Genomic DNA, 24,581 nt, shown 5'->3' on the forward strand with positions numbered 1-24,581 from the left:
GACTTTTCTAGAGCAATATCACAAAATACGCACTCGCAGATTGCTTATTGTGGCAGAAGACACACAACTGGGGGAATTAAGATCTCTGTAAGAGCTTATTGGGCGGAGGTGAGGACGTTTCATCTGAAGTATCACACAATAAGAACTCCTAGCTTGCTTATAACTACGGAAATCGTAGATGTTGGCAATTTAAGACCACGCCGAGTGCTTATTGGTTGCTTATTGCTGATTCATTCCTGATCGCTACTTATTCAGGTGAAGGTGTATGATACGGGGAGAGTGTTTGGCCCACTTCAGACTCAAAAAGTATTATTAAGTTGGACCTACATTGCCCTCCTAGGAAAGTGCATTTCCCAAGTCATTTAGCTGTCATATGATTTGGAACTCATGGCATTATGAATTAAAAAATGCTAATAACGATTAAATCGTCATTAGCATTTTCCTTATAATCCCTCTACCACTATGCGACTTCCACGCCCTGTAGGCTCTGCAGGTTGAACGATTAATTTGCGAACTAATCGAGCCCTGAGCTCTGGCACGTGGGAAATGACGCCTACAGCCAAACGATCTGTATGAAGTTTCTCTAGTGCACCGATAACCATATCAAGCAGCTCTTGATCCAAGGTTCCGAATCCTTCGTCGAGGAAAAAAAACTCCAGCGGATATTCACCCTTCAGCTGAATCTGTGCGGACAAGGCTAACGCTAAGGCCAACGAGGTGAGAAAGGTTTCGCCACCTGAAAGCGTTCCTACAGGCCGTTTCACGCCACCATTCGCATCATCGCGAATAACAAAGCCACCGCCAGAGTCGACTTCAATGCCGTAACGTCGACGAGTCAATTCGCCCAGTCGCTCAGAAGCCGCGCGACTCACTTGCATTAACTGCTCCTCGGCTAAGTACTCGACGAAGGCATTGGCCTTCAACACGGCTTGCAGCTTGCCAAGCCGCTCCAGCTGAGTCGCCTGCTCAACTCGCTGCGACTCCAGCTCACACCAACGCAAGTGCCGCGCAGCGAGCTCGCTTGCGCCTTGCGCCGCTTTGGCGCGCGCTTCCAGCGCGGCCTCGGCGCCGGCCTTAGCGTCGCTCAGCTGCGCCTGCGACTGCGCCCACTCGGCCGCGCTCAGCAAGCGGCCCTGCAGCTTCGCTGCCAGCTGCGCCAGCTGGGCGCGCAGCGCCTGCTCGCGCTCGCGGTGCTCTGCCGCGAGCTGCGCCCATTGGCGGCGCTGCTCAGGCGCCAGCGCCGCTGCCTCTGCGGCTTCGCGCGACGCGAAGCCGTTGTCTGCGAGCGCGCTATGCAGCGCGCGCTCGGTCTGCGCCAGCTGCCTCGAGGCAGCGGCAGCCGCTTCGGCGGCGGCGCTGAAGCGCTGCGCCGCCAGTGACTGCTCGCGCTGAGCAGCCGCGTGCGCGAGCTTGGTCTGCTGCGCGAGCTGCCGCAGCTGCGCGAGCGTATTGTTCGCCTCCGCGATGAGCTCACTCACCGCAGCGCCAGGCGCGCGCATAGCCAGCTGCCGCGACTTATCAGCGGCAAGCTGTGCTAGACCTTGCAGCCTCTCATGGAGCTGTAAGGCTGTACGTTCATGCTCTTGCGCAGCAGTTTGAAGACTTTCTATGTTAGCGAGCAACTCTTCTAAGAAAGGAATACTCTTCTCAATGCGCCCTCGGATTTCTTCAGCAATTCGCTCATTCTCTAGGATTGCAGTCAATAGATCATCAATAGCATCCCAAGATAACTCTGCAAATCGCGTTTCCCACTCTCGAATTCGCTTCTCAACTTGCTGAACGAGGCCATTCCATCTACTTTGCGCCTCTGCCATTAAACTAGCAGCAGCCTGCGCTTGCGCACTTGAAATTAACGCTTGGCTGGAAAGTTGATGATATGCCTTCGTGATATCTTGAAAAGTTTGCATACATTCGTCTGCCCGAGACATATTCGAATGAACGACTGACTCCAATATCGTCCATTCTTGCTGCCATTTCTCAAATGGCAGCTCAACACGCAAATTACTCTCCGTCAACATAGCATTTTCTAAGCTTACTGCGGCCTCTTGCATCGTCAAAACTCCGCTCTCACTGTATGCATGACGTCCTGCTTGAGCATCTATTTGAAGGACTAATTCCGTTGCTTGCGTGTTGACATCTTTTATTCTACGTGTCATTTGTTTATTTGAAAATTGAACCTCCTTCACCATTTGAAGAAAGGTCTCGTTTTTTTGCAAACTATCTTCTGACAAACCAGTCTCATACGCTCTTTCTGAGCTTCCTTGAATGTTTGTCTTAAGAGGATGTTCCGTTGACCCACAGACAGGACAGGGGGCACCTAATTCCAGCTCTTCTGCTAAACGAGATGCTAACGCATGTCTCTCTTGATGCTTCAAGAGCTTTTTCTGATGCTCCTTCCAACCCTGGAAATCTAGGAGAAAGCTTGTTATTCGGCCATCTTGTTGCACAAGATTTTCTGAACAAGTTGAATGCGAAGTCAACCAGACCATTAACTTCTCTTGAAGACTTCCTAGTTTCTCTTTGATTATCCGGACAGAAAGTTCTTCTGCTGCAAAAGCCTTCGTCCTATCATCACTACCTTGCTTCGCTTCCTTCTCTTGCTCTTGAATTAGAAGAATTGCTTTCTTATCTTGAACTGCGGTTTGCAACAATTGTCTCTTCGCAGTATCCGTCTCCACCAACTTCAATTGCGCTTTTAGCTCCGCTTGTTTAGTTACGGCTTTTTGTTTCGTTTCATTGGCTTTTGAAATTTCTGCTCTTACCTTCGTAAGTGCTGCATTGACCTCAAGCTCACTCGTTTGCATCCTTTGCATTTGAGCTTGAACTTGCTCAAGTTCTTGCTGAATGATTCTCGCTTGCTCCAATTGATCCAAACGAAGTAACAAGGGGCCTTCCTGTGACGCAAGTTCTTGCTGTGCCTTTTCAAAGGCTTGAGTTGTCTGCTCATAGTTCGTTTCTGCTTGCACTTGAGCAGCACTAGCAGTTTCAAGCTGGGACTGACTTGCGAGTACATCTTTTTGGGCCAATGCATGTTGTTCCAAATAAGGGACAACCCGCTCTGCTTGCTCCGCTAATTGAATAAGACGTTCTTTTTCCGCAATAAGTCCACTCTGTTCCTCATGTTTGTGCTTTTCTTGTTGCAGTCCATCTGACTCCTTGAGCCATTGATAGACTTGCTTGCTTTCCTCAAATTGCTTTTCCTGTTGCTCCAAATGAAGCTTACTTCGAGTTGCCTCTGCTTCCGCTTCTAGCAGCCGCTTGTTCGCATCCTCTAACGCAGCCGATGTCGCCTCACCCAATCCCTGCTGTTCTGCAGCAAGTTGTTTGACTGCGCTGTCCGTTTCTTTCACTTTAGAACTAACTTTCGCGCTTAACTGGTCACCATACGTTTCAAGATGAAAAAGTCGTTGCAGCATTTGTCTGCGATCCTTGCCCGTCAACGTCAGAAACTCTGCAAACTTCCCTTGAGGCAGAACCACCGCTCTCGTAAAATCCTGCATCGACAATCCCAAAATATGCTGGACTTGCTGGTTCACTTCACCAGCTTTATCCGCAAGCACAATGGTTTCATCCCCAAGGATATGTAAGAGCCTTGCAATCGTTCCGTTAATGGACATCTCTGCTCCACGTTTAAATTGCCGTTCAACCCGGTAACGCTCAGTCCCAGACGCATTCGTCAGCTCAAATGTAAAAGAAACGAACAACGTTTGCTCAGCATGGTTCATAATCGCTTGTGTACCGCCACTTGCTCTTTCTACTTTGCCATATAAGGATAATGTTATCGCATCTAAAATAGAAGACTTCCCACTCCCCGTTGGCCCAAATATACCAAAGACCCCTGCATCCAAGAGCTGACTGAAATCAATGGTTTGCAGCTCTCGATAGCTTTGTAGACCGGACATCTGTAATTGGATTGGACGCACTGTATCTTCCTCCTTTCATTGGCATCGATTAGTTATCCACAAGTACTCAATGGGAATAAATCGATTCTTGAGCAGCCGCCATTTATGCTAACCCTTCAAATTCGACATCAGTATTATTCGCCTGAAGCGTCGCCTAGATCTTTCTCCTGTAGCAGCTCCAAAAACAACTGAACCAATGCTGGTTCTGGCTGTGCACCGCCGGTTTGACGTGCATAAAAGCGTGTAAAATGCTCTTCCATCGAGAAAGTAGCTTTAGGCAATGCTTCACGCACCGCTTCCATCTCTGGATAGATGGGACGAATATGAATGAAGCCTTCATACGCTTTACGCAATGCTTGTATTTGTTCAATGGACATCGCTGCTGTCATTGTAATTTCCAGATCGATCCATGCTGTGCTATCCCGTTGTTCATCAAGCCATTGATGCACCTGACCAATACCATCTCGGGCTTTCCAGCTCACTAACGGGCGTCCAGAGGTTAAGAAAATTTCTTTCGGTTCCGCAACTTGCCCTGGGGCAAGTTCAAGAATCGTGACGGACTTGGCTTGTCCCGCTTCGGAGAAACTATAAGCAATCGGAGATCCGCTATACCGAATCATAGCATCAGACTTCACAAATTGCGGCCGGTGCAAGTGGCCTAGTGCCACGTATTGCGCACCAGCGTTTAAAGCTTCTGTATCTACAGTATACGCACCACCTACTTGAATAGGTCGCTCTGATTCCGTCTCATGCCCGCCTAGTACATATAAATGACTCATAATCAAATTCACCGTGTTCGGCTCGAATCCGGTTGCCTGCTTGCGAATTAGAGCTCCAACCCGCTCCGAATACTTACTGCGCAGCACTTCTTCCTCTGCTACCTCTGACAACAGCTCCTTTAAGCGTGATTCCGAGGGGTAGGGCAATGCAATTAATCTAGCGAGCTCACCGGTTCTAGCAATTCCAATAGATTGAATGTCCTGAACAGGTAAACCAATCAAGGTAATTCCTTGCGTTGCTGCTAATGGACCTGAAGCTGCAAGTCGATCCGGATGATCGTGATTTCCCGAAATAATCGCCACTTGCCTTTTACCCCCATCAGCGAGCCGGGCTATACCTTCATAAAATAACTGCTCCGCAGCAGCGGGTGGATTCACACTGTCGTAAATGTCTCCAGCAATCAACACGAGATCGATCGCTTCTTCTTTCACAATGCTCACCAACTCATCCATGAAAGCGATTTGCTCACTCAATCGACTTCGCCCTTCCAACGAACGTCCAAAATGCCAATCGGCCGTGTGTAAAATTCGCATAACATGCCTCCTTTCTGACAACCACAAGTGGCCTCTATTCTATGAATGAACGTTACATTTCTACTAGCTTTGCACCATCAAAGAAATAGAGGAACTTCCCAAGGACTGGGCGTTTCCAAATGTGCTCGACAGCTCTCGCATACAAATTAATTTGCTTCTCGTAACGAAGCTGCAGATCCGCATCACTATTGCCTTTCACTGCATCTGTCTTATAATCTACCAAAACAAGGCCCAGCTCATCTTCAAATAAACAATCAATAACCCCTTGAATGAGTACAGTTTCTCCTGCAGCAGTTGAATCTGCCTCCATATAGACTTCATCGGCAGCTAATCCATAACTAAACGGGACCTCACGCTGAACGGTATGCGCTTGAATCATTCTCTTACCAACTGATGTCTCGAAAAATTTTAAAATAACAGGTATATCCACCACATCACGCTGTTCTTGTGTCATGGTTTGTTTATTCAACATATCTTCGAGCGTGGCTTGTATACTTGCTTCTGTAGGCAACTCGAGTAGGGAAAGATTTTGCATCACGGCATGTACAACTGTTCCTTTCTCAGCTGCAGTAAGCTTCTTCTCCTCCATAAATCTCGGTCTACGCCAAATTGTGTTGGCAGGTCTACTTAAAGCTGGCGAAGATTCTTCCTTAACAGAAGTCTCGGTAAGACTAGGAGTCTCAAATTCTGTAACGATACGATTGATCTCGGATAACCGCTTCATTTCTGAGACAGTCGTTTTGGCAAAATGCTTAGGTGCATCTGGAAAATCGTATCGCCAAGACAATCGATCCTCCAGTTCTTTTTTCCATCTGCCCGAGGTTACAACAGCATCACTTTGTTGAATAGCCTGTATACGATCATGGTCCGGGATGATGGCTTCTTCCTCAAGTATCGCGTCCATCTGCAGACTCTCTGGTGTAATGACACTCAGTTTCCATTTGGAAGGATCGTGCAACAAGCGGACATCTGATGCTGCTTCGCTAATACCAAGTCGTTCCCGCCATAAAACAGCATCTGGATGACGCAGCAAGGCAGGGCCTACCCAGTCCAAATAGCTTTTAGCTTTCGCTAACTCAAAATCGGGTAAGTACCAAGCCTCTCTTGACAGATGACGTCCCCAACCACGCAGCAGCTTATCTAGTGATTTCACCGTACCAAGCAAATATAATTTCTCTCTTGCTCGCGTCAGCGCTACATACAATACACGCATTTCTTCTGCAAGAAGTTCAAGTTTCAACCGCTTTTTAATCGCGAGTGAAGGAAGTGTTGGGTAACTGACCCGCAGCTTCGTATCCACAAATCTTGGTCCAAAGCCTAATTCCTTGTGCAGCAAGAACGCTTCGTTCAGATCGCGTTGATTGAACATTTTGGCCATACCTGCTACGAACACGACAGGGAATTCCAAGCCTTTACTTTTGTGAATCGACATAATACGTACGACATCTTCTTGTTCGCCAAGCGCACGTGCTGTTCCGAGGTCACCGCCGCTTTCTTTCATCCGCTCAATAAATCGTAAAAATCGGAATAACCCGCGAAGTGATGTACTCTCATATTGCCTTGCACGATCATAGAGCGCCCTTAAATTGGCTTGCCGCTGCATGCCACCTGGCAAACCACCTGCGAAGTCATAATAACCCGTTTGTCTGAAAATACGCCAAATCAAGTCAGCTAAGGAGCCTTGTCTAGCTTCATCCCGCCATTGCTCTAAACGCTCAAGAAAGTAGAATAATTTGTTCGATAACTCGTCTTGCCCTTCGTTACTCCCTTGGAGCGCCATGCGTAAAACGGACTCATAGAAAGGTACGGATTTATCCGCAGCTCGAATTTGGGCTAAATCCTCAGCAGTCAGCTGTACCATAGGCGAGCGCAATACAGCAGCAAGTGGTACATCCTGATACGGGTTATCAATCACCTTCAATAAGGACAGCATGGTCTCAACTTCCGTTGCTGAGAAATACCCCGTACTGAGCTCCGCATAAGCTGGTATCCCCTGCTTCTTAAGTTCGTCAATTAAGATAGGTGACCATGCTTGCGTCGCTCTTAATAAAATAACAATATCTCTATAGGTTGCTGGGCGATCTCCACCAGTTCGTTTATCAAAAACTTGAAAAACTTCCTGCCCACCTGCACCTAGTAGTCCACGAATTTGAAGAGCAATTGTTCTTGCTTCTAATTGTGCGGTTTCCAGTTCTTCCGCTTCAACAACAGGATCAACTCCGTCGGAACCCTCAACATGCATATCCGTCTCGATTTCATCGGATTCCTCTGTGAATGATTCGTCTTTGTCGGCCCCATCTTTAGCGCGATCAATGAGCAGCATTTCGACCGAGCAGTCGGATGCTGAAGGCGGATAACCCGCTCCATAGACTAGTTCCGCGCGTTCGTCGTAAGCAATTTCGCCTACCGTCTCATTCATCATTTGTTTAAAAATAAAGTTAACAGCATCAACAACTTGAACACGGCTTCGGAAATTCCTCGCTAAGTCAATTCTTCCACCGTTCATTGCCTGATCCTGCACAGGATCTTTGTTGGAACGATACGCTTTGTACTTCTCCATAAATAGACCAGGCTCAGCTAATCGAAACCGATAAATACTCTGTTTAACGTCACCAACCATGAATCGGTTGCCAGGTTTGGAGGTTGAAATCAATTCAACAATCGCCTCTTGGACTCGATTCGTATCCTGATATTCATCCAGCAGCACCTCAGCAAATTGTTTGCGATACGCTTGAGCCGCTTCTGAAGGATACAATTCACCAGGCATCGATCCAGGCGCCGTTAGAATTTGCAGGCAATAATGCTCCAAGTCAGCAAATTCAATCAGACCTTTAGCAGCCTTAGCAGCTTGATATCTTTTGCCGAAATCAACGATGAGATCAACAAGTACATGAAGCAAGGGGGCCATCTCTGCGATTTCTTGATGAAACTGTTCTGGCGTACGTCCGAACAATTCTTCCTTTAATTTGTTAATCTGATCTTTGGCCTTGTTCCTCAGCTCTTTGACTTCTTCCTGCATAGCTTTATCAAAGTCATCGCCTTTACAAGCTTTGAGCTTACCGAATTCAACGGTTTGGAAACCGCGATATAGAACGGACCACGGATACGTCGTTGTTTCTAATAAATTCTGAACAAGTTCTATATCATCTCGCAAATTGTCCAAATAAGGAGCCGGTCCTCCTGGAGACTCTGCGATAAATTGAGCCTGGCGCAGTAAATCAGCAGCCCCTTCAAGCTCAAGTGTCAAATCTCGTACAAGACTTTGTTCCCAAAGGGAGTAGTCCACTGGCGCAGAAGCCGCGGCAACATAAGGAAGCGCCTCTTCAACCAAAGGCACCGCTTCACTCTTCATTTCCTGCGGTGCAGGAGGACCAAACATCGATGCCGTTTCACGAAGCCAGAATTCTGGCCAAGGATGACTGCGAGATACATCATATAGTTTCTGAATGAGCTGCATAATGGCGTTGTCATTGCGTTCCCCACTAAAAGAATCAACAAGCTGCCAGAAGGCACTATGCTCGTCACTTGCAGCATAATACTCTTCAAGCATTTCACCAAGCAAGTCCTGACGCAGCAAATCACCTTCTGTCTCGTTCGCGATTCGGAAGCCGGGATCTAACTTAATTAGGCTAAAATATCGCTGAACAACCTCTAAACAAAAAGAATGCAAAGTCGTAATAGACGCCTTCCCCATAAGCGCGAGTTGTTTACGCAAATGTTGTGAATGGGGCTGTTTCATGAGCTCTTTCTCTAAGGCTTCTCGGATCCGATGCTTCATTTCTGAAGCTGCCGCCTTGGTAAAGGTAGCAACCAGTAATCGGTCCACATCGATAGGCTCCCACTCGCTGGAAATCCGTCGTATGATTCGTTCCACAAGTACAGCTGTTTTACCAGACCCAGCAGCAGCGGCAACCAGCATGTTTTGCCCTTTCAGGGTTATGGCATCCCATTGATCATCCGTCCATGTACTTCCAAGGGGTTTAGGTTCTTGCTGATGCGTCACACGGATACACTCCTTTCTGCCTTCACGGCCCGCTTACCTGTCCAGCCAATTCCGTCCATACCTGATCCTTCGCTCGTTGGCGGAAAACATGCACTTCATTCCCTTCGAATAAAGGGTCTATTTGACAAATAGCTGTATAGGAACAATGTTGGCATGCTGTCTTTTTACCCATGCGGTACGGAGCAATATCTACATGTCCATCTGTAATGTTGGTTCCAATTTGTTTCACTTGCTTACGTACATAGGTTCTAAGGGTATCCCACTGTTCTTCTGTCGCTACGGAGGAAGTTGAATAAAAACTTCCATCTTTCTTTAATGCCACTGGAATAAGCTGTGAATGCCCTGCACTTCGAATCAATTCATCATCCATTAAACCTGCAACTTCAGCATCCGCAGTAATTAAGCCCTTCATTTTGTAACGTTTACGAAGTTCTTTCTCTACAGATGCAGGATCAAGCGCATTTTTTTGCTGCAGCATAGGGTTATGCACATGGAAATAAAGCACGCCTGCCGGCTTTGCTTCTACACCTAGCCAAGTCTCTGCATGTGTAAGGATGACGTCTAGATACGTCAACATCTGAAGGGACAGCCCATAATACACTTCCGATAGCTGTAAAGCTGTCTGGCTTGATTTATAGTCAATAACGCGCAGTAATACACCTTGCTCGCCATCTGCTCGATCTACACGATCGATTCGCCCAATAATCTCCATTGTACAACCATTATCGAGCTCAAATGTAAGCGGAGGTAACTCTTTGCCTGGGCCAAAATCAATTTCCAATCCAAGCGGTTGAAACTGCCCATGCTTCGCATGTTCGCCTAGGACGACGGCAGCTCTACCGACCACCTGCTTGAGTTTTCTAGCAATATAAGCATATCGACTAGAACTTAGTAAAATTTCGCCTTGCAAGCGAGGCGCTAGCTCGTCCACAACTTGTGCCGAACGCTCCATACATTGCTCAGCGGATAAAGAACCCCAATCGAGCTGATCCTGCTGCAGCTTCTGAACGAACTGGTTCAGCGCCGCATGGAACAATTGACCAATATCAGGTGCATCCAATCGATATACACGACGTTCTTGAAGACGTAAGCCATGAGAAACGAAATGCGAGAATGGACAAGCCACATACTTCTCCATCCGTGAAACACTTGCACGTAAGTGCTGCCCATATAAAAGCTTACTTGTCTTGGAGGTGAGTCTCTTTTCTTTGTTTGTATAATTCAGAGCTTGCGCTAGGGATTGCAGCTTCAGCTGCCACTCGGGCTGTTCCGTATACCAATTGTAAGTATCCCACCATAACTCTGACATCCGACCACCCAGTAACCAGTGCTTCATACGTACGGATAAATACGAAATCGCCTGTGTCGGATGTGCTAAATAAGCCGCTTGCTCAACTTCAGATAAATCCACCGAAGGTTCAGCTAGGAGTAAGGATCCCTCTGTGCCAGGAAAAAGTTGCCGCATTTGCTGAATAAGTTCCGAAGGTAATAACGATTTGCCCTCTTCATCTGCCAAGGGATAACTCAACCAAAGTCGTTTACCCGGTACCGTGAGTGAAGTATAGACAATGAACTGCTCATCCAAAAGCTTCCTGCGACTGCCGTCGGCCATGGGTAATCCGGAGTCCATCAATACACTGCGTTCCGCTTCTGTCAGAACCCCTTTCTCAGCCATCTGAGCAGGGATAACACCGTCATTCACGCCTAAAATATAAGCATATCTGATACCGCTAGAGCGTGTACGATCCATACTTCCAATCAATAGCTGATCCATCGAAGGCGGCACTAATCCCAACTGCATACTTTCCATGCCCGTTTCAATTAGACCGTTAAACAGTTCAAGTGAGAGTTCATCGGTTCCCATGGTTTCTACCAATTGATCCAGCATATCCATGACACTGTTCCACATTTGGCTGTGCTCACGTGCCTTCTCCGGCCTTCCAGCAAGTGTAGCCTGTTGTGTCCATGCTTCCAGCTTCTCTGGCGCTTGAACGGTCACCAGCAGGTCATATAACGCTTCAACTTGATCTTTGACTGTCCGAGCCTGCCCCAACCGATTGGATAACGCAAGTAAAGGACGTACAACCCATGATTTACTTGTATTCAACGCTTGTAATTCTGCCGTTTGTTCCTTGATCTGGTCTTCCGCCTGCTCTAAATTCGCACGAAATTGATATGTCCATGGCTTGCCATCTGTCCATCTATAGCCTTGAATCCCGAAGGCAAGCACATAATTTTCTAATTTATCCAACTCTGTACGTTCAGAGGTCGCTTCTAGAGGCAGCAATAAATCCGTTTTGATGCAACGGAATACGGCATCGTAATGCCAATTATGCTGGACGACTTCTAGTGCGGAGCGAATGAACTCCACAAGTGGATGATGCAATACCGATCGTTTCTGATCAAAAAAGTGAGGGATTTCATGATCGGTTAGCACCATGTTTAACAGATCCTGATAGCCTTCCATGTTCCTCACCATGATGGCCATTTCGCGCCAACGAACCCCATGCTCACGAACGAGCTCAAGCATATCACGCACGGCACCTTCTACCTCAGCACGACGATGGACGGCTTCCCGGATGACGAGCTGATCAGAGAGCTTTTCCCCAATGGCAGGCTTATACTTATGCGCTCCTCCACCTATTCGGCGATGGAAATTCTGCTCTAAATACGCAAGCGCTGGGCTATCTTCATAACGAGGTGCATGCTCGGGACTAAGCTGAACGACTTCAGCTCTATCCAGTCCTAGCTGCCAAATCAACTCTTGTAACCGAACCATCGTCATAGCGGTCGGATGGAACAAATCCAACTCATCCGGCTTGTCTTCTGCCTGCAGTTCACGATCTAAACACAAGGTGATCGTCACTTGCTTACATGAAGCAAATAAAGCTCCCAATACTCTGAATTCTTGGGGTGTGAACCCATGGAAACCATCAATCCAAACCGAAGCTGAACGCAAATAAGCGGAATTCACCACTTGTTCAGCGAGCAGTGTCAAATAGTCCTCTCCATCCAAATACTGCTTGGCTACCGCCGCTTCAAACTCTCGATATACGAGCTGAATGTCGTGCATTTTATCACGCAGCAATCCATGCTCACCCAAGTTAGTGACACGTTTACTTTCGTGAGATTCCAACTGCTCTGCTGTTACACAATAGCGCTTCATTTCGGTAAAAAGCTGATTCAACCGATCCACAAAGCCCATTTGCTCAGCGGAATGTCCAAAGAGGCGTAACTCCTCCTTGTGCTTATGTAAAATGCTCGTTAGCAGTAGTTTCTTCCCTGTATCATCAATAGGCAGCCTTGCTGTACCGCCTTCTTCTTGCATTACACGCCAAGCTAAACGATGAAAGCTAAGTACCTGTGCGCGGATCATACCGCGAATATTGGGATCTGATACAAGGGCATGCTCAGCTTGAAACGTGGCTTGCTCAGGGACTAGTAAAATGAGTGGATCACCTTCAGGCGCTGACGCCAATTGCTGCTTGATCTCTGTCAGACAGCGCTCACTCTTACCGCTTCCAGCTCTACCAATAACGAATCGAATAGACATGCAGTGCCTCCTTACACTTTCCGTAGGAAAGCTTGCTTCGTAAGCAATTCTAGTTTTCTATCTCTCTATTCTAGCATACTATCACTTCAGAGTCGGCGTGGTAGATGATGGGGAGAACTGAACGGGACTCTTACAACCCCATAAATACGAACGTACATTCTATTATTATAGCATATTTGACAATAAACACCAGAAAAATTGAATTTCCAGCAACAAAAAACAGGCAAGTCAACCCTCGACTGCCTGTCGGTATATCAAACCTTTATTTACTGCGCACTTCAAAGATGGCAAATTTCAAATAATGACCTTCATCCACACCAAGGATACGCGGGTGGTCCATGCCGGCGCCACGGAACTCGATTAAACGCAGCAACTTACCTGCATCCGTCGCCGCAGCATGGATTGTCTCCAAGAATAACTCAGGATGCATGTGATAGGAACAGCTGGCCGTAACGAGATAGCCGCCTTCGTTTACAAGTTTCATCCCGTGTAAGTTAATGTCTTTATAACCGCGACAAGCCCCTTCAACAGCACTTTTCGTCTTTGCAAAAGCTGGCGGATCTAGAATGACTACATCCCAAGTACGTCCACTTGTTCCGACTGGCTTGGAGGTATCTACCTTAGCTTGCCCCGCAGCCCCTGCTGCAGCACGAAGCTTGCGCTCATCTAACCCTTTAACTTGCGTACGCAAGTACTCGAAGGCATCCGCGACCACAAACTCAACGCGGTCCTCAAATCCGTTCAGTGCAACGTTCGTACGTGCACTTTCGATTGCATGCTCAGAAATATCGAGACAGGTTACTTTTTTGGCACCAAATTGACAAGCATTTAGCGTAAAGCTCCCCGTATGAGAAAAGCATTCAAGTACAGACGCACCATCCCATAGCGGATAGGTAACCACTTTACCATTAGCGTTCACTGGAAGCATTTGCATTTCGCCGTTCTCTTCAACTTCAGCCAACTGAATCCCACTACGATGACCCCAGCCTGTCATAAGTGGAGCAATCGCTGCACGGTTCTCACGCTGATCGAAGAAATAACCCGTCTTCTGACCCTCTTCAATATCAACGCGAATCCGGAGACCATTTTCCAAAATATCCACATGCTTGGAGCAATCGCCGTATAGTAAACCTTTCGTCTGCTTCAGACCCTCAAGCTCACGAATGGGAACATCACTGCGCTCATAAATTCCCGCTGGCTTCATGACTTGCACTAAAGCTTCGACAATACTGTCTCTACAGCGATCCATTCCTAGGGTTAAAACTTGCACAACCAGTGTATCTTCAAATTTATCAACAATGAGACCGGGCAAGAAATCTGCTTCTCCATAGACCAACCGGTAGGATTGAGCTCCCTTCACAAAACGCTGACGGTGCTGGAAAGCACGGGTAAATCGCTCTATGAAAAAAGCTGTCGTCATGGCTTCAAGTGGACTGTACGATACAATTCGTACCGTTAATTGGGAAGCTTCATTGTAATAGCCCGTAGCTAGGTACTTGCCGAGATGATTTTGAACATCTACCAATTGCCCAGGCACAATATCTGCGTCTTCTCGTTCGATTTCACTCTTGTATACCCATGGGTGTCCTTGCTCTAAGCGCGGTTTACGTTTCTTATATAGAAATACTGCTGCCATCTGTTTTTGCCGTCCTTTGCGTGAAACCGTTCACCTATACCATCTGGCTTGTCATGCTTGTCTGTACGGTCACATATATTGGTTGAAAAAGTCGTACATCACGAAAAGGGGAACCCGCTCATGATTCATGCTATTATCCTGCCTGTTATCGCAGGCTTAGCCTTATTCCTACTTGGTATGAAGCTGATGGAAAACTCGCTTCAAACCTGGGCAGGCCCTCGCCTCCAGCTATGGCTGGAGCGATTCACCCGGACACCGGTGCGCGGCCTCATCACCGGCACCGTACTCACAGCGGCGCTGCAGAGCAGCACCGCAATCACAGTCATCGCCATCGGCCTTGTCGGCGCTGGCGTCCTGTCCTTCCCGAGAACACTTGGCGTGATTCTCGGAACGAACATCGGCACGTGCCTCACCACTGAGCTCATCGGGCTCAGCTTAGGCGGCATCGGTGTGCCGATCCTCATCGCCAGCGCCTGCGTCTGGCTGGCGAGCTGGCTCGCGGGTCCGCTGCCACAGCCCAGCGGACCCCGCACGAATGCCGCGGCTCAGTCATTGTCCGCGGCACTCCCTCAGACCGCCGTACAACTCGGCGGTCGCCCTTGGCTTCGCAGCGTCCGCTACGGATCGCTTGCGGTCGCCGGCTTCTCTCTCGTGCTGCTCGGCATCGAGATCATGCAAACCATCGGGCCTGCGCTGCAGTCCCGCGGGCTCTTCGCCTGGTTCGTGCACCAGGCCCAAACCAGCCTGCTCTGGGGCATCCTCGCAGGCGCAGCGGTGACAGCGCTCGTGCACAGCAGCGCAGCCGTCATTGCCATGGCGATGGGCCTCGCTGCCGGCGGAGGCATCCCCGTCGAACTCGGGATCGCGATCACGATCGGTGCCAACGTCGGCACCTGTGCTACCGCGCTGATCGCCGGCATGAGTTCCTCGCGCGCTGGGCGATATGTCGCCTGGTCACACGTGCTCCTAAACGTTGGAGGCGCGGTCCTTTTTTACCCTTTTATCCATCAGCTCGTTAGTCTATCTGCTTTGTTAGCTACTGATGCCTCATCGCAAATCGCCCGCTCACAAACCATATTCAATATCGTAGGGTCTTTAATCGCATTGCCCCTTTGTTATCTTAATATGTGGAAACGCCTTGAGTTCCGTTCACAATAGCTACGCCTGAACTCGTACCTAATCTTGTCGCACCAGCTTCGATCATGGCAATAGCCGTCGCCACATCTCTAACGCCGCCAGAAGCTTTTACGCCAATTGTGCTGGATACGTTTTGGCGCATCAAACGAACATCTTCCACAGTAGCTCCATCAGGACCAAAACCTGTGGATGTTTTCACGAAATGAGCGCCTGCTTCTTCCGAAAGTCGACAAGCTGTTGCTTTTTGCTCATCATTCAGGAAGCCCGTTTCCATGATTACTTTAACAATTGCTTTACCTTTAACAGCATCTACGACTTGCTTAATATCAGAACGTACTGCATCGAATTGACCTTCCATAAGCAAACCAATTGGCAATACCGTATCAATCTCAGCTGCACCATTTTCTACGGCTTTGGCTGCTTCGAAGGCTTTCACTTCACTCAAGCTAGCGCCAAGCGGGAATCCAACAACAGCAGCAACCTTAACCCCTGTTCCCTCCAACGCTTTGGCAGCCGTTGCAACAAACTGGGAGTTCACACAAACGCTGAAAAACTGATGTTCAGCAGCTTCTTTGCACAATGTAAGAATAGCCTCAGAGCTCGCATCTGCTTTTAATAATGTATGGTCAATATAACTTGCAATCTCTTTCGTATTCAATGTCATCTAGAAAGCACCTCATCTAATCATTTTAATGGTTAATTTACGTTTGCGACTTCAAGCCCACACATCGAGAAAACCTCTACGACAGCCATTCACGAATGTGTGACTGCAAGTAGAGGTAGGTTTTCTCACAGGAAATCTGTTACAAATTCACAACGTTAGCCGTTTCAAGCACACGTACGAGTTGTCCCTTACTTTCATTCACACCAGCTTCTGTAACTTTCACACGGCACACTTGACCAATCATATCTTCCGAACCTTCAAATACTAACTGTACATAGTTATCGGAATACCCGCTATATAATCCACTATCCGGAGCGCCTTTGTACGTACGTTCTGGAATCACTTCCAACACTTGCCCAACGAACTTCTGAGCGTAAGCTAGCTGCATTCTCTCTGATAGATCGATTAACTCGTGCACGCGTGCGTTTTTAATTTCCTCATCCACTTGATCCTCCATCCGCGCAGCAGGCGTACCCGTCCGTTTGGAATAAGGGAATACGTGCATTTCAGAGAATTTCATTTGCTCCATGAATTTCAAGCCATCACGGAACATCTCTTCGGTTTCACCAGGGAAACCAACGATGACGTCAGTTGTGATCGCAACATCCGGCATAATTTCGTGAAGGCGTTCAATTTTACGTGCAAACTCAGCTGTCGTATATTTGCGGCGCATCCGTGCAAGCACTTGATCATCACCCGCTTGTAACGGGATGTGCAGATGACGGCACATTTTGTCCGAAGACTTCAATACGTCAATGACTTCGTCCGTAATTTGGCTCGCCTCAATCGACGAAATACGAATACGTTTCAACCCTTGGACTTTATCCAAATCCTTGAGCAGCTTCGCCAAGCTGTAATCTTCAATATCTTCACCATATCCACCTGTATGAATACCTGTAAGGACGATTTCCTGATAGCCTGCAGCTACAAGCTGTTCCGCTTGCGCGATCACGCTTTGCGGTTCACGGCTGCGCATGAGCCCACGGGACCATGGAATAATACAGAAGGTACAGAAGTTGTTGCAGCCTTCTTGAATTTTCAAAAAAGCACGCGTACGATCTGCAAAATCCGGCACATCCAGTTCCTCGAACTGACGTGTTTTCATGATGTTTCTTACGGCATTAATCGGTTGACGATCTGTCTCAAATTGTTTTACGAGTGGAATAATCTTCTCACGGTCCTGCGTCCCAATTACCATGTCCACACCAGGAATAGCCATAATTTCGGCAGGTGACGTTTGCGCATAACAGCCTGTTACAGCGACAATCGCTTCCGGATTACGGCGAATCGCTCGACGAATCATTTGACGACTCTTTTTATCCCCTGTATTCGTAACCGTACATGTGTTAATGACATATACGTCTGCCGTATTTTCGAAATCGACTTGATCATAGCCCTCATTTTTAAAAAGCTGCCAAATCGCTTCTGTATCATAAAAATTTACTTTACATCCCAATGTATGAAACGCTACCGTTGCCATCTTGCTTATCCTCCCATTTCACCGGTTTCATAGAATAGACACGTAAGACCTACCATCGCGGCTGTCTCCGTGCGTAAAATGCGACTCCCCAGTGAAACTGAACGAAAGCCCGCTTCTTCAGCCTGCTTAATTTCTTGTTCTGTGAATCCACCTTCGGGGCCAACTGCTATCACTACTTGTTTACCAGGTCCTAGCTGGCCTGCTGCTACTGCCGCTTGAATGGCAGGCTTCAACTGTTGACCGTCTTCTTTCTCATAACAAATCCAAGCGACATCCGCTTCCTTCGCCCGTTGCAGCAACTGCTTCCACGTGTACACAGATTCAATCTGCGGCACACGATTCCGATGGGCTTGTTCTGCCGCTTCCTTGGCAATTTTCTGCCAGCGCTCTGTGCGCTTGGCTTCTTTCTTCGCATCATATTGTACAATGGTTCGTTCCGATAAAAAAGGAAGAAACCGGGCTGCCCCGATCTCGGTCCCTTTCTGAATAATAAGTTCCATCTTGTCGCCTTTGGGCAAGCTTTGGGCAATCCACACGCCAACAGATGCTTCTGCGTCCATCGTCAATTCCTCGACAATTTCAGCGGTGACCACGCCTTTGTCCAACAAAGAAATACGTACGAGTACCTCTCGGTCCACACCATTGCTGCAGATGACCTTATCGCCAACTTCTGCTCGCATGACCCGCCCCAGATGGTGAGCGTCGTCTCCTTCAATCGTAACGGTTGCTGTATCGGCATGGAACTGCTCATTCGGAAGAAAATAACGTTGCATAGTCAAGCCTCTCTATCTTCGATCTTATCAACATCTACATTAAATATCCACACACCATCATACCTTGTTTAGTCCCGAAAATCCATATGGAACTGTTTGGAGATGGATTACATGTTCAATATCTTTGTAATTACGATGGCAAACTGATTAAGTATGTCATTCCCCAAGCTTAGATAAGGATCCAACGTTACACGACGCAGCGGACCTACAAAAACAACTAAAAGGAATACAACAGATGCCCACTGTTCAAACTTTTGCAAGGAGGCTGAGTATCTAAGATCCACTAAATCTTGGATAATACGATATCCATCAAGAGGCGGAATTGGAATAAGGTTGAACATAAATAATGTGATATTAATATTCAACATCAGTTTTAAGAAAAGGACAATCGCATCAGCGCTTCCTTTAGACATTCCGTCTAACCAGCCATATTTCTGGAACAATGCAAAAATAAAGAGGGAAATAAAGGCCAAAATCAAATTACTAATGGGTCCTGCCGCTGTCACAATAATCCCATATAACCTGGGGCGCTTAAAGTTTCCACGGTTCACAGGTACCGGTTTCGCCCAACCAAAACCCGCAATCAAGAGCATGATCGTCCCGAAAAGGTCCAAATGGACCATCGGGTTAAGAGAAACACGGCCAAACTGATACGCCGTAGAATCTCCTAATTTATAGGCACTATAAGCATGCGCCCATTCATGAATGGTAAATGAAAGCACGAGCACTAATAGCACAAACGGCAACGTGTTCCAATCGTAATATAATAAACCTCCCATGAGCTAACACCTACAGCTTTCTAGCTACGATGGCAACCCAATTCGAATCATAGTTTTTCTCTACGATCGTGAATTTAGCTGCAATCAGCGCTTTTTCTACATCCGCTTCTTTGTTCGTTATAATGCCTGAAGTTATGTAATAACCGCCCTGCTGCAACACCTCATACACGTCATCAACAAACATAACAATGACTTCAGCCAAAATATTCGCTACGACAAGTTGTACCGGAATCGTAACGCCTAGTCCCGCGTCACCTTGGGATTCGCTTTCTTTTAATACGCCTAGCAAATCACTAAGTTTCACTGTAATTTGTTCTTCAAGATGATTCTGCTTCGTATTATCGAGTGCGCTCGTTACTGCAACTGGATCAAGATCAACCGCTAAGACATGCTTCGCGCCAAGCTTGGCTGCTGCAATGGATAGAATGCCTGAACCTGTTCCTACGTCAATAACGTCGTCTCCAGGCTGCATTACTTTCTCCAACGTTTTTAAACAAAGCGATGTCGTTGCATGTGTCCCCGTTCCGAATGCCATCCCTGGGTCTAATTCCAGTATGATTTCACCCTCGGATGCCGTATACTCTTCCCATGTTGGCTTAATCGTCAAACGATCGGACACGCGAATCGGTTTAAAATACGTTTTCCAAGCATGGGCCCAGTCCTCATCGTCAACCTCAACGACTTCGAACGTCGGATTCCCTGTGTCGATATCAAATTCCGTTAGTTGTTCGACGGATGCTTTCAAATTAGCGAGTACGGGCTCCATATCTGTGCCATGATAAAAGTAACCTTTGATAACGGCTCTTCCCTCTGGGATATCGTTGAACGGCGTTTCGTACAGTTGACCAAATGAAGTATCTCTTTCTTTATTTAAGGTTCCGGATTCCTCGATAGAAACACCTCCGGCGCCCAATTCATGAACAAAGTTAGTAATCATTTCTATTGCTTCTTCTGTTGTATGTACAGTCAATTCTTGCCAAAGCATCGGTATTGCTCCCCCTGTCGGTTATTCCTATACAAACCTTCACCTATATAGGCTATTTTCACAAAGAACATTGTACTACACTTCGCTTCTGGGGTAAAATGAAGAGAAAAATGTAAGCGCTTTTTATTTTTCTTAACACTGTTCTAACACTTACGTGCTACATTGAAGAAGTAATCATTATTAACTATCGTATGAACGGAGACTTCTTATGCGCAAAACACTTATGATCCTCCCAGTCCTCCTAGCGGTGGCATTTACTGCCCCTCAAATTACCCATACGATGCTCGCGAGCAACTACAGCCAGGTTACGGCTCATCGCGGAAGCTCAGGATCAACACCCGAGAATACACTGCGTTCATTTCAGCAAGCAATCCTGGATCATGCTGGTTACGCAGAATTAGATGTCCAAGAAACATCCGATGGCGTCGTGATGGTTATGCATGACGATAATGTATATAGAACGACAGGCATTAACAAAAACATGTGGGAAATCAGCTCGTCTGAGCTGAAACAAGCAAGTGCTGGAAGTTGGATGAAGGGCGATTTCAAAGATGTAAAAGTCCCTGAACTACGTGAAGTTATCGAGCTCGCCAAAGGACGTATCAAGCTGAATATCGAGTTAAAAAATAATGGTCACGGTGTTCAACTCGCTAAACGAACCGTAGATTTGATTCAAGCCCATGATTTTGTGAAGGAATGTACCGTAACTTCCTTTGATGCTAATCTGTTACATGAGGTAAAAACACTCAATTCATCGATTAAAACAGGCTTAATCGTTAGCCAAAAAACCGATCATATCGATGACCTGATGCGCAGCTCTGATTACGATGTCATTTCTGCGGCTTATCCGCTTGTAGATGAAGCATTCGTTAAACAAGCCCAGAATCACCATAAAGAAGTTTATGTCTGGACAGTGAATGACACTAGAACGATGAAGAGAATGCTTGCACTTAACGTTTCGAGTATCATTACGAATTATCCAGATAAGCTTATCAAAATAATGAACACAGATTAACCGTTGCATGAAAAAGCACCTATCCTTCCATCTCGTTTCAGGCGAGATCCAAGGCATAGGTGCTTTTTATTTACATCGTGCCGCCTGCAGTTTCAATGACACGAACCGCTTGATCATAGCACTGATCATCAATCACCGCAGCTAAGATAATATCAAGCCCAACAGCATGGAGTTCATCCTCTCGGCTGACCATACTATCGGCCATTGCAGCGTCTAACCCACTGCCCACATCATTTTGAAAACGATCCACCTGCACATCAACAGCTCTCAGCGCTTTAAGTTTGGAAGCGACTCCCTCTGCTTGTTCCGGGGAATGGAAATAGGCAAGAATCCCTCTCTCCGCCATTATTGGTCTTCCTGTCTGTCATCCGCCGCTTGCGCGCGTTCCGCAGCTTCAAAATCATCTCGATCTGCCACTTCAGCTGAAAACTCAACATCTTCCTGCTTCGCAACTGGCAGATTGCTTTTATTTTGCTCTTGATTCATATACCCATGCCTCCTATAAACCACAATTAAAAACCAGTTTATAGTTTGCCAATTGACGGCTCATTTATGCAAAAACCCAAATGTCCGAAGAACAATTATTCCTTCATCCGTTCAAAAGAAGCATCGTAAAGACGAAACATCGTTTTGTAACCCGATTCATCCAGCTTAATGCCCACATCAAGTTTTCCTGTAATGAGAAGCGGTCCTGACGTGTAACGCAGCTTAATGGAATCTGGGACATACACAATCATGATTTTGTTCCAGTATGTCTCATCCCCATTATCGAAGGGACATTCCGCCCCCGGCTTAGGGATTAGAAGAAACCAATGCTTGTCGAATGACAGAACTTCGCCCATAAATCCTTTAATTTGAACCGTTTTCCCATTCATATCCCAGAATTTATTCGATGGCGTATCCTGCTTCTCCGTATCGAAAAACTCATTCCAAGTGATTTCATTGGATAACGTTGGTTTTGGTTTGGCCGCGACTACAGCAGCAGGCTCTGCCTGCCTAGATTCAGGCTTCACCTGTGCTGCAGGAGAAGCGTCGACGACAGGCTTAGGTGATGCTACCGCAGGCACAGACGTGCTTTTATCAGCATCGGCCTGAGGAGAAGGCATCGGTGTGACCGTAGATGTGATCGAAGGAGAGGCTGTGACTCCCTGCACGACAGGTTTTGAGCTCGACACAGCAGACGGTGTCTCCTTGGAGGAGACAGGGCTAGAGCTCCCAGTCGGAGCCGGTGTAGCGGCTGTTTCTACAGGACTTACTATACTTCCGAAGGATTGTCCTGGCATCTCTGCTTTCTTTTGACCACAGCCTGAAACAACAACCATGATAGCTAAAAGACTAATCCAGGCGATCTTGCTTTTATTAAACATCATCCACTCACCTCAAGACCGAAATAGTTGTAACGGGTCAACTCTGTAAGCTTGAATGGCTGGACCGATTGACGCCAACACAGCGATTAGCAGCGTGATTGCAATGAGCAAAGATTCTCCTGGCAAGAAAGTTCCTGCTTGCATCTGCAGCCCCGTATAGGCGAAAACCGCTTCCCGGCTTAGATAGCCGCCAATATGTCCAATTAATAACCCGGCAATTAAGCCAACCAGTGTTAAAATAACACCTTCACCCATCAACGACATCCAAATGAACTGCTTGGATTTCCCGATAAGTCGAAGCAGCGCGACATCTTTTTTACGCTCATGTACGGCGGCTACCAACGATAGCAGAATCGATCCCGCAGCGAGCACAACGCATATCACAGTAACGAATTTCACTGCCTGTGTTCCTTTATCAACCACATTGACGACATCGGCCACCGCTTTACTCGTATACACAGCCTGCACATTGTTGTACCCGGCGAAGGTTGTTTTGATCGACTGCGCCCCTACAAGAGACTTCGGTTTTACAAGTATGGCGGTAATATCCTTTGTTCCGCTCTGCTGACTTTCGTGGACCGCCCATGCATAATCCAATGTCGTGAAGACAGCCCTATCGTCAGACGTCATTAGCGGCGGTAAGATACCTACTACCGTATACGTGAAGGTATGGTGGTGCTCTTCTTCCGCGCCATCCTCGCCATCTGCATCTTCATCTAGGCCTTTGATCAGTCCGTGAGCACCAACAAATGTATCTCCCACATGAAGTCCAAGCGAGCTTGCCACATAGGAACCGACGATGGTCTCTCCCAGCTTACCGTAAAGCGTGCCATGCGCCATTTGTTTGGCAGCGCCATAGCGCGTTAAGAAATAACCTGGTTCCATCCCAATAATGGGGAATCCATTATAGTTATCTCCGGTCGTCATCGCGAAGGCGGCATCAACAAGGTCATTTTTGCGAACATCCTCTAATACGGTGTAATGAATATTTCCTGTCGGCGCACCGATATGATAATAGGTATTCAAAGCAAGCTGTGACGCGCTGCCCTTAGCTCCAATCGTCACTTCGAAGGGGCCATAACCTTTCTCTGCACCTTGCTCAACCCCTTGACTGCAAAGCATGAGAAATACGACAAGAGCAGCCGTGATCGCCACGGAACATATGGTTAATAACGATAGCGTTTTGCGATGCCAAATCTGTCTCCAGAGCAAGGAAATCACTTTCATACGGATACACCCCTATGCAGATCATTCAGGTCTTGCATGTGGACACGTCGGGGGAACATATCTGCGATATGCCGATCATGCGTAACTGTCAAAAGCGTTAACTGCTCATCTTTACAAATTTCAAGCAATAGCGACATCATCTCGCTGGCCGTCTCCCAATCTAAGCTGCCTGTTGGCTCATCTGCTAATAGAAGCGGCGGCTTCGTGATCAATGCGCGCACAATGGCAGCCCGCTGTTGCTGACCTCGAGAGAGCTGTGAAGGCAGATGGTTTCCACGATCCGCTAAGCCCACACGCTCAAGCCAGTATCCGAGCTTCTCTGCCCTTTCCTTTTTCGTCCAGGTGCGCGGCAAAATTAATTCCACATTCTGCTTCACCGTTAGCGATGAAATCAGATGAAAATCTTGAAAAATATAGCCGATGTAATCTGCTCGAAAACGATCTCGTTTACTTTCGTTGAACAGATGAACGGGTTGACCATCGACCCACACTTCGCCTTGATCAGCCGTAATAATTCCGCTCAGGAGATGTAATAATGTACTTTTCCCGCAGCCGCTCGGCCCCATGAGTGCAAGGCATTCCCCCTTGAGAATCTGCCACTCTGCTACTTGGAGAATCGGTAATGTTTGACCGTGCAGTCGGAAGGATTTCGCTATTCCCTGCAGTCTGATCATATGAGCACCTCTCGTTTCATTTCAACTCCAAAAGAAAAGAGGACACAGGGAAGGAGCTCCCCATGTCCGTCTG

At 47.3% G+C, this 24,581-nt stretch carries 17 protein-coding genes; 2 read left to right on the top strand and 15 right to left on the bottom strand.

The genetic code is table 11. From position 1 onward, the window contains the following. Window positions 1-443 precede the first annotated feature (443 nt). The 5 genes from A8709_RS01375 to A8709_RS01395 form a co-directional block, all read right to left on the bottom strand. On the bottom strand, window positions 444-3,923 hold the full coding sequence (locus A8709_RS01375) for an SbcC/MukB-like Walker B domain-containing protein (RefSeq protein WP_065850411.1): 3,480 nt from the start codon (window positions 3,921-3,923) through the stop codon (window positions 444-446). Window positions 3,924-4,036: 113 nt separating this feature from the next. Beyond that, window positions 4,037-5,215, bottom strand: a complete 1,179-nt coding sequence (locus tag A8709_RS01380) for an exonuclease SbcCD subunit D (RefSeq protein ID WP_065850412.1) — start codon at window positions 5,213-5,215, stop codon at window positions 4,037-4,039. A gap of 52 nt (window positions 5,216-5,267) precedes the next feature. Beyond that, window positions 5,268-9,218: a helicase-exonuclease AddAB subunit AddA gene (addA, locus tag A8709_RS01385; RefSeq protein ID WP_065850413.1), complete on the bottom strand. Its 3,951-nt coding sequence runs from the start codon at window positions 9,216-9,218 to the stop codon at window positions 5,268-5,270. A gap of 22 nt (window positions 9,219-9,240) precedes the next feature. Continuing rightward, the gene (gene addB / locus A8709_RS01390; RefSeq protein WP_065850414.1) at window positions 9,241-12,771 is read right to left on the bottom strand and encodes a helicase-exonuclease AddAB subunit AddB; all 3,531 of its coding nucleotides are present in this window, start codon (window positions 12,769-12,771) and stop codon (window positions 9,241-9,243) included. A gap of 262 nt (window positions 12,772-13,033) precedes the next feature. Next, a complete protein-coding gene (locus A8709_RS01395) occupies window positions 13,034-14,407 on the bottom strand; it encodes a class I SAM-dependent rRNA methyltransferase (RefSeq protein ID WP_065850415.1) in 1,374 nt (457 codons plus the stop codon). A 120-nt stretch (window positions 14,408-14,527) separates the two neighbouring features. On the opposite strand from A8709_RS01395, the gene A8709_RS01400 reads away from it, so the two are divergent. Further along, a complete protein-coding gene (locus A8709_RS01400; RefSeq protein WP_065850416.1) occupies window positions 14,528-15,565 on the top strand; it encodes a Na/Pi cotransporter family protein in 1,038 nt (345 codons plus the stop codon). Here the strand turns inward: A8709_RS01400 and deoC are convergent. The 5 genes from deoC to prmA form a co-directional block, all read right to left on the bottom strand. Beyond that, complete coding sequence (gene deoC, locus A8709_RS01405; protein ID WP_065850417.1) at window positions 15,528-16,208, bottom strand: deoxyribose-phosphate aldolase; 681 nt, start codon at window positions 16,206-16,208, stop codon at window positions 15,528-15,530. The two genes, A8709_RS01400 and deoC, sit on opposite strands and share 38 nt — an antisense overlap. Before the next feature lie 139 nt (window positions 16,209-16,347). Continuing rightward, window positions 16,348-17,688 (bottom strand): tRNA (N(6)-L-threonylcarbamoyladenosine(37)-C(2))-methylthiotransferase MtaB, encoded by a 1,341-nt coding sequence (gene mtaB, locus A8709_RS01410; RefSeq protein ID WP_065850418.1) that lies wholly within the window; start codon window positions 17,686-17,688, stop codon window positions 16,348-16,350. A gap of 5 nt (window positions 17,689-17,693) precedes the next feature. Then, the gene (locus A8709_RS01415; protein WP_065850419.1) at window positions 17,694-18,461 is read right to left on the bottom strand and encodes a 16S rRNA (uracil(1498)-N(3))-methyltransferase; all 768 of its coding nucleotides are present in this window, start codon (window positions 18,459-18,461) and stop codon (window positions 17,694-17,696) included. Window positions 18,462-18,568: 107 nt separating this feature from the next. After that, window positions 18,569-19,240, bottom strand: a complete 672-nt coding sequence (locus tag A8709_RS01420; protein WP_065850420.1) for a site-2 protease family protein — start codon at window positions 19,238-19,240, stop codon at window positions 18,569-18,571. A gap of 10 nt (window positions 19,241-19,250) precedes the next feature. Next, the gene (gene prmA, locus A8709_RS01425; RefSeq protein WP_065850421.1) at window positions 19,251-20,225 is read right to left on the bottom strand and encodes a 50S ribosomal protein L11 methyltransferase; all 975 of its coding nucleotides are present in this window, start codon (window positions 20,223-20,225) and stop codon (window positions 19,251-19,253) included. Window positions 20,226-20,433: 208 nt separating this feature from the next. On the opposite strand from prmA, the gene A8709_RS01430 reads away from it, so the two are divergent. Continuing rightward, on the top strand, window positions 20,434-21,240 hold the full coding sequence (locus tag A8709_RS01430; protein ID WP_065850422.1) for a glycerophosphodiester phosphodiesterase: 807 nt from the start codon (window positions 20,434-20,436) through the stop codon (window positions 21,238-21,240). Window positions 21,241-21,310: 70 nt separating this feature from the next. Here A8709_RS01430 and A8709_RS01435 read toward each other — a convergent pair whose 3' ends face one another. The 5 genes from A8709_RS01435 to A8709_RS01450 all read right to left on the bottom strand — a co-directional run bounded on the left by A8709_RS01435 (window position 21,311) and on the right by A8709_RS01450 (window position 24,508). Further along, window positions 21,311-21,586: a hypothetical protein gene (locus tag A8709_RS01435; protein WP_065850423.1), complete on the bottom strand. Its 276-nt coding sequence runs from the start codon at window positions 21,584-21,586 to the stop codon at window positions 21,311-21,313. Continuing rightward, window positions 21,586-21,750 carry a YfhD family protein gene (locus tag A8709_RS33450; RefSeq protein ID WP_279615836.1) on the bottom strand — a complete coding sequence of 55 codons (165 nt, stop codon included), beginning with the start codon at window positions 21,748-21,750 and terminating at the stop codon, window positions 21,586-21,588. Before A8709_RS33450 ends, A8709_RS01435 begins: the two co-directional genes overlap by 1 nt. Window positions 21,751-21,821: 71 nt before the next feature. Next, window positions 21,822-22,607, bottom strand: coding sequence for a hypothetical protein (locus A8709_RS01440; RefSeq protein ID WP_244163064.1), 786 nt, complete (start codon window positions 22,605-22,607; stop codon window positions 21,822-21,824). Between the two features lie 12 nt (window positions 22,608-22,619). Continuing rightward, window positions 22,620-23,834: an ABC transporter permease gene (locus A8709_RS01445; RefSeq protein ID WP_065850425.1), complete on the bottom strand. Its 1,215-nt coding sequence runs from the start codon at window positions 23,832-23,834 to the stop codon at window positions 22,620-22,622. Continuing rightward, window positions 23,831-24,508 (bottom strand): ABC transporter ATP-binding protein, encoded by a 678-nt coding sequence (locus tag A8709_RS01450; RefSeq protein WP_065850426.1) that lies wholly within the window; start codon window positions 24,506-24,508, stop codon window positions 23,831-23,833. The genes A8709_RS01445 and A8709_RS01450 overlap by 4 nt, the downstream gene beginning before the upstream one ends. Window positions 24,509-24,581 lie beyond the last annotated feature (73 nt).

This window comes from Paenibacillus pectinilyticus, assembly GCF_001700435.1.
In the GTDB taxonomy this organism is placed as follows: domain Bacteria; phylum Bacillota; class Bacilli; order Paenibacillales; family NBRC-103111; genus Paenibacillus_E; species Paenibacillus_E pectinilyticus.